The sequence below is a fragment of the Bradyrhizobium oropedii genome, assembly GCF_020889685.1.
Taxonomy (GTDB): Bacteria; Pseudomonadota; Alphaproteobacteria; order Rhizobiales; family Xanthobacteraceae; genus Bradyrhizobium; species Bradyrhizobium oropedii.
In genome coordinates, this window is sequence record NZ_JACMYO010000302.1 from 1 (window position 1) to 6,623 (window position 6,623).

Genomic DNA, 6,623 nt, shown 5'->3' on the forward strand with positions numbered 1-6,623 from the left:
AACAATCCGCGGCTGGACCCCAACTTCCTTGGCGATCGATCGTGTGCTGCGCCCAGCCGCCGCCAACAGAACGATCCGCGCCCGCTTCAAATCGCGCTGCAATGTCATCGGTGAGCGACAGCACGCCTCAAGCACCTTACGATCTTTCCTCGAAAGGTGGACTTCTCTTGCTTCGGGTATCATCCAGATATTGAATCACGACTCACGATCCAAGAAAAGTGGGTACTAGCTCGCGATCACAGACAATTCGATATTTCCGTATCTATTCAAGGCTTCTACATCTGTACCTGAGGCCGACGGCCAAGAAGCGATCCAGCATGCCATTGACCTGGTCTGCGACCTCGATCGTGTTGAAATGCCCGGCGAGCATTGTCTTCGCTGTTACCAGCTGTGGACAGATCTCCTGCAGCCGATCTAGGTCGCGCATCGCGTTCACAAGCGGGACATCTGCGGAAATATAGGCCATGGGAATCCGGCAGGCTTCTGCTGCGGGGACGGGATCATAATTCAAGGTTGCGTTCCGTATCATCGAATAGGCCACATGCTGTGGGGTTTTCTCGCACGACGGAAGTACGTAGGTCTCGTAGATCATCGTTCGCCGGGCGGGATCGTCAAAATCGCAGCCCATCTCCCACGCGTTTGCCCTTAAGACCGCCAGATAGTTGGGCCCGCCAATGCCTTCCAGGAGCCCTGCAAGCTCGCGAGATTCACGCAAAACCGGAGGCGGCATGACAATGGTGTCGATCATGACCACGCCTGAGGCCAGCTCAGGATAGCGGCCACACAGTTCGAGCGCGATCCGGCCTCCCATGCTGTGGCCGATCACGATGGGCTTGAGCAGTCCAAGTTGAGCGCATTGCCAAGCGATATCGTCAGCAAACCCCGCGATGGTGTACTCCTGCTCGGGCGCATCGCTGGCACCGTGGCCGCGAATATTGACGGCCACGACACGACGGCTTTGAGAAAAATGGGCGATCTGCGGCGTGAAGATGCCGTGGTCGCCGGTCCAGCCATTGATAAGAAGCAGCGGAGGGAATTGCGGGGCTGCAGGTCCGGCCTCAACATGAGCCAAACGCACGCCGTCGCGAGACAACAGGATGGGCTTCAATGTGCCACAGGAAATCACGGCCTTTCTCCTAACTTGGCTGGCATTCGAGCAACTAGACAAGATGTTTGGCCGGAAGAACGACGCCAACATAGGTGGCGAACGCCAACGAGCAAAAGAAAAGCATCAGCGCAGCCATCGAAAATACCGAATGCCTGTCATAAAGCGTAGCGAGGATTGGGATGAAATGCGCAGGGCCATATTTCTCGTGATCGGCGGAAAGGCTAGCGTGTCGCAGCTTCGAGATGTTTTCGTGAGGGAGCCAAATGCATCGACCAGGTGCCCGCCCCGAAATCGCCGGATCGGCGCCAGACGTAGCTGGTCACGAGCGGCTTCGTCGCCGTCGTCCGATCGCGGCAAGAATCTCCATCTCGTGGACAAGAGGCGATGTATCGATATCAGCGTTGATAATCTCGCCGAGCTTTCGGGCCGCGATCTTGAATTGCGGTTCCGTAATCAACTGCTTTATCGCTGCCGTTATCTCCGATTCGGAAGCTGTCGGCCCCAATCGAAGCCCTACTCCCTTCGCTTCGACCCGCGCTGCGTTTGCCGACTGGTCTCGTCCCATTGGCAGAACGAGCTGCGGCAAGGCATTGATGATTGAACGGGTGACCGTCCCGTGGCCGCCCTGTGATATGACAACAGAAACATCCTTCATGACGGAGTCGTGGGGCGCGCCGCGCACCAGATGGATGTTCCTCGGAGCACGAAGATCGGCCATGTCCAGATTCGGCCCAGCTGTAAAAACAGCTTCGATATCAATGGCGCTGACGGCATTGATGACGCGTTGAAACAAGTCTCGCTGGCCCTGCGCACCGGTGCTGCAGGCGATCAGCGCGCGGGGACAACCGGCTCGCGCGGACCAGGGGGCCTGCCACGACCCCGACCAACTCGGCACATCGAGCAAAGGCCCGATATAGCGGAAACTGCCCGGAAGGGAGTCTGCCTCGAAGTCGAAGGCCTGACTGACCGCTAGCAGAACGCGATCGGCCTGGTCGAACAGGTCCATAGCGCCTGGAAGAACCGGAAGGCCGAAATCGACGCGGGCTTTATTGAGGATCGGAAGGGACGCGTTCATCGCCGCAGCGAGCGCGGCAGAGGCTGCAGCGACTGCGGCGCGCTCCTCCGGCGTTTTCGGTTGCCCCAATCCGGACGTCGCGGGCGGCATTCCCGGAAGACTCCGAATGCTGACGTGAGGGGAGAGAAACGCGAAAGGCACGCCACACGCTTGCGCCCCGACCGCCGCGCCAAACAGGAGGTCGAGGCCGAGGACCGCATCTGTCGGCACGCGGCCAATCTCGTCGCGAATGTCGGCCGCGTAGGCTGAGCAAGGCTCAAAGACGACCCTGCGCATCCGATCCCGCAGGTCTGAGACATCCACTGGGTCCGCGGCCTCCCCTTTGGGGCACGGCGCCATGTCACGAATTCGAAATCAGCGGCCTCGACTTCTGTCCGCATGGCCGGATCGGCGATCACCCGGACATGATGACCATGCCGGCGCAATCGGCGAGCCGCAGTAAGCAGCGGACTGAGATTTCCCAACGTGCCCCACGAGGCGAAGAGAAAATTGTAAGAAGTCACCGGTAACCCTTTTCGCAGTCACGCATTCGAAAATCTGCTTCCACAGTGCACCGCGTCAGCTTTCTTGTTGGCGAGATCTTCTCGAGCTGTCTCGGCCTAGCGGTTGCGATGTGGCGCAATCTCTCGAAGAGAACTCGAGCGAACGCACCGCGACGAAGTGCCTCACGCTTTAATGCGTCGACGTAACGATATGTTGAAGAGAAGCATGACGCTCGGAACGTGATTTGCCGATTCATTGCCGCCGCATGCCGTTTTCGTTATGGCCTCAAACTTACGATCTGACGCCACGTGAGATTCAAGCTATTTTTGGCGATCGCGCAGACCTCATTGCAATTTGCCACCAGCGAAGGTGCATCTCCGAGCATTGTCGCCAGCATAATCTCGAACGATGCTGCCGGTTGTCAGACTTCCGACCTTGCCGGTTTCAAGCCGGCGCGTATCTGATCCCACAGCACCGACTTGGCCCGCGGCTGAATTCGTTCGAGACGCGCGGATGACGTGCTTCAACGCGACGCGATGACCACGATCCTATTCGGATCTTCGCGCGGGAGGGACGCGGAGTGCCGCGAGTAGCGAACCATCATCGGCGAACAGGTCCCAGATCATGACCCCAGCGAGTGCATGGGCGCGGGCATACATCGCCTTACGTGCGATGGAGAGCGGATCGTCGTAGCTGATCCATATGCGCCGTTCGGCGTTATACAGCCACGGCACCTGAGCCTCGTCGCTCCAAAACCGGCGAAAGCCGTGCTTCTCCGGTCGCCTCGCGACGAGATCCCGGTAATCGATGCCGTCGCTGCCTCCCCACTCTTCACTCGCTGTCGCCCCTTTTTGGAAGAGCCCGCCATTCTGCGGCGGAACGTTCGCGACAGCTCGGCCGAAGAAGGCCATCCCGAGCGTCAGCTTCGCCGGCGGCACGCCGACCCGGATCAAGGCATTCACACTGGCATCGACATTGAGATCGGGATATGGATCGCCGGCGCAGGCGAACAGCGGAGCATTGAAGGCGGCAAAGGCCGAGCCTGCGTGAAAGTCGTAGGCCATCAGATGAATTCGGTCGACCAGCCCGGCCAGAGCGGCCGCCTCCAGATTGACGATCTTGTCGGGGGCGGCCGACACCGCAATGGTGAGCTCCATTTCCCTGCGCTCCAACGCGGAAAACGCGGCGAGCTTTCGACGGACTTCGGCAATCAGGAGCGTAAAATTACCACGGTCTTCAGGGCGCGCGACATTCCCTGCCCGTCCTCCTGACACGGGAAATTCCCAATCGACATCCACACCATCGAACAGGCCGGGATACGGCCGAAAGAACGCATCGATCACGGATTGTGCGAACCGCGCGCGAGAGCGCGGCGTGACAGCAGCGGCCGAGAAATACCTCGATCCATTCCAACCGCCCAATGAAATCAGAACCCGAAGCTGCGGATTGTCCCGCTTCAATTCGGCGAGTTGGATAAAGTTACCGCCGAACGGACTCGACGGCGCGGTTCCGTCGCAGGCTCCTGCGTCAAGGCAACGATCCGCAAGTTCAGCCAGTCCATCTGCCGAAACGGTGCCGAATGCGTACATCAAGTGGGTCAGCTCGCGCGCCCGGATCATCTTGATGCCTGGCCCCCCGGGCCGGGCCTTCCAGGGGGCGACATAACCGGCGACCACGGGGCGCCTGGCCGGTGCGGTCCGCCCCTGCTGCACCAGCGCGTATCCGCATACGAGCGTAGAAAACCCGGCTGCGGCGAAGGTTCGACGATCAACTGCCACGGATCACGACCTCCTCTGTGTCGAGAGTGTCCCTGCGCCAGCCGATAACGCGATCACCTGCAAGGCATACCCCCTTCTCACTACCGAGGGCGAGAACGAAACGCTTGAGGATCCCTGAGGAACCGTCCCTCGGCTCTGCTCCTTCTGGCCAGGAGAAAGAGCATGGATTTCTCTCCTTCGGCAACTCGTTGCGGCAAGATCTTCGAGCGTCCATAAGCCCTGATCCATCAGCGCCACCGCATCCGCCGCAGCGCCATCGTCAACTAGCATGCCTATCTTCGAGCGCACCACGCCGATTTGTTTTTCGCTGATGCAGCCATTCTGGTCGAAGGGCCAGCGGAACGTATGCTGTTGCCAAATTTGATCCGCAACAACTACGAGCGGTTGAACCAGAGCTACGTAACACTATTGGAAATCGGCGGCAGTCACGCCCATTGTCTCAAACCGCTCATCGACTGCCGTGGCTATTTGCGCTTATCTTACAGATCTTGATTGGGTCGATGCCACTGGAAATTTGGCGCGGCCGCACAGGGGGGCTGACCAAAAGACGAACAATGACACGTTAAGACGTGGGTAGCGAAGCTCCCTAATGTCGACGCGCTAATGGATGCCGATGAGAAGACCAAGATATCGGAAAATTCCGACGATCAGCTCTTTGCCGTTCGCGCCGCCGATCAACGCCGGTGAAAATGCAGCTTCGATGAGATAAATTCGTCGGGATCGGCGAGAGAAATTGATTCTTCTGTAGTCAAAAGGAGACGCGATGAAAGATACGGTTGATGATCGCCTATTGGCAGCAATTGATCGGCTAGCAAAATCTTCCAGCGAGGTCGCCAAAGCTTTGTCGACAATGCTTGGCAAGCAGGACATTGCAAATGAACACCTGCGCAAACTTGTAACCGCTGCGGAAATGTACGGGCTACCCAGAACAAACCATAGCTTGTTTCGTACTTTGTCCGTGATTGCGCAGGAACAAGCCATTGAGATAATCCGCACAGAAATGGCTGATGCTGTGTTTTTTGCCGATCATGATGAGTTCAGGTTTGATGCCTTGTCAAAAGCGGGTGCGGGTGTTGCCCTCGAGTTCGGCGTCTATAGCGGTTACACCATCGGCGCCATGGCCGAGCGATTTCCAGAGCGGAAGTTTTATGGCTTCGATAGCTTTAATGGCCTCCCGGAGCGCTGGAACGGATACCTTCCAGTGGACTTCGATCGTGGAGGCAAGGCGCCTGACGTTCCGGAGAACGTAGAGCTTATTGTTGGTCTATTTGATGAGACGATTCCGGTGTTTGCTCAGCGCGAGCCGCCCGTTGCGTTCATCCACGTCGATTGCGACATATATTCAAGCACAAGAAGTATCTTTACGGGGCTCAAGTCTCAGATTCGTCCGGGATGCGTTATCGTGTTTGACGAATACTTCAACTACGCAGGATTCGAGAAGCATGAAAGATTGGCTTTCGACGAATTCATCCGTGAGACCAACTATGGTGTCGATTGGATATCGTATTCGGGGCAACAGGCCGCTTGTGTACTGACGACGGGTGCGTAGTGCCTATGGGAGATCGGTTGTTTTAGGCTGCCTATCCTTAGGCAAGCGCCTTTCTTTGGATTCATGCCGCGACAATCCACGCCGCCGAACAACCGAACAGACCGAGGCCCCGTTCGCAATGAATCACGGAATCTGCATCACGATCAGGCCACGATATGCTGCGGCTCTCGGGACCGCCCGAGTTGTAGGGCACTCGCTAAAGCCGCGCATGGGAGCAAGAAATCAAACCGTCATCGGCTCGGTCGCAATCTGCGGATGAGAAACTAGTAGATTTGATCGCATGAGCGACTTGCAGCGGACGCAACGCATTTGCATGGGCGCCGCGTAACCAGCGGTACCGAAATCGCGCCTTGTAAGCGGCTCAGGTGCCAACCTACTGGCGTAGCGCCGATCCGGACCCGCCCTTTCAATTTTTTTGACAGCTGATGTCAAGGAATCTCGCTGCGGATTGGTCCCCCAACTCACTATCCTTTTCCTGCACGATCGGCCGCGCTTTCGGTTGGTCTGGCGTGCCAAAGAAGGAAAGGAAAACGTGATGAAAAAGAAGATCGCTGAGATCAAGACCACCATCCGCACCGCCACTCCGTACACGGGTACGCTCTAGATTTCGACGAGCGCCTTGAATGCATC

Annotated in this window: 6 protein-coding genes and 1 pseudogene; 2 read left to right on the top strand and 5 right to left on the bottom strand. The window is 57.8% G+C overall.

Going from position 1 to position 6,623, the window contains the following annotated elements; all coding sequences use genetic code 11:
- The 4 genes and pseudogenes from H8A95_RS40950 to H8A95_RS40965 form a co-directional block, all read right to left on the bottom strand.
- Window positions 1–183, bottom strand: a pseudogene (locus H8A95_RS40950) (helix-turn-helix domain-containing protein); the annotation flags it as partial.
- Window positions 184–262: 79 nt separating this feature from the next.
- Window positions 263–1,126 (bottom strand): alpha/beta fold hydrolase, encoded by an 864-nt coding sequence (locus H8A95_RS40955; RefSeq protein ID WP_229188172.1) that lies wholly within the window; start codon window positions 1,124–1,126, stop codon window positions 263–265.
- Window positions 1,127–1,427: 301 nt separating this feature from the next.
- Entirely contained in the window at window positions 1,428–2,459 is a 1,032-nt protein-coding gene (locus tag H8A95_RS40960) for a glycosyltransferase (RefSeq protein ID WP_229188173.1), read from the bottom strand.
- Window positions 2,460–3,214: 755 nt separating this feature from the next.
- Window positions 3,215–4,444 (bottom strand): glycoside hydrolase family 18 protein, encoded by a 1,230-nt coding sequence (locus H8A95_RS40965; protein WP_229188174.1) that lies wholly within the window; start codon window positions 4,442–4,444, stop codon window positions 3,215–3,217.
- Window positions 4,445–4,741: 297 nt separating this feature from the next.
- Here H8A95_RS40965 and H8A95_RS44305 point away from each other — a divergent pair, with 297 nt between their 5' ends.
- Window positions 4,742–4,936 carry an ATP-dependent endonuclease gene (locus H8A95_RS44305; RefSeq protein ID WP_338028080.1) on the top strand — a complete coding sequence of 65 codons (195 nt, stop codon included), beginning with the start codon at window positions 4,742–4,744 and terminating at the stop codon, window positions 4,934–4,936.
- A 271-nt stretch (window positions 4,937–5,207) separates the two neighbouring features.
- Window positions 5,208–5,993 carry a class I SAM-dependent methyltransferase gene (locus tag H8A95_RS40970; RefSeq protein ID WP_229188175.1) on the top strand — a complete coding sequence of 262 codons (786 nt, stop codon included), beginning with the start codon at window positions 5,208–5,210 and terminating at the stop codon, window positions 5,991–5,993.
- Between the two features lie 406 nt (window positions 5,994–6,399).
- Here H8A95_RS40970 and H8A95_RS40975 read toward each other — a convergent pair.
- Window positions 6,400–6,623, bottom strand: a 224-nt coding sequence (locus tag H8A95_RS40975) for a hypothetical protein (protein ID WP_229188176.1), incomplete at its 5' end; no start/stop codon positions are given.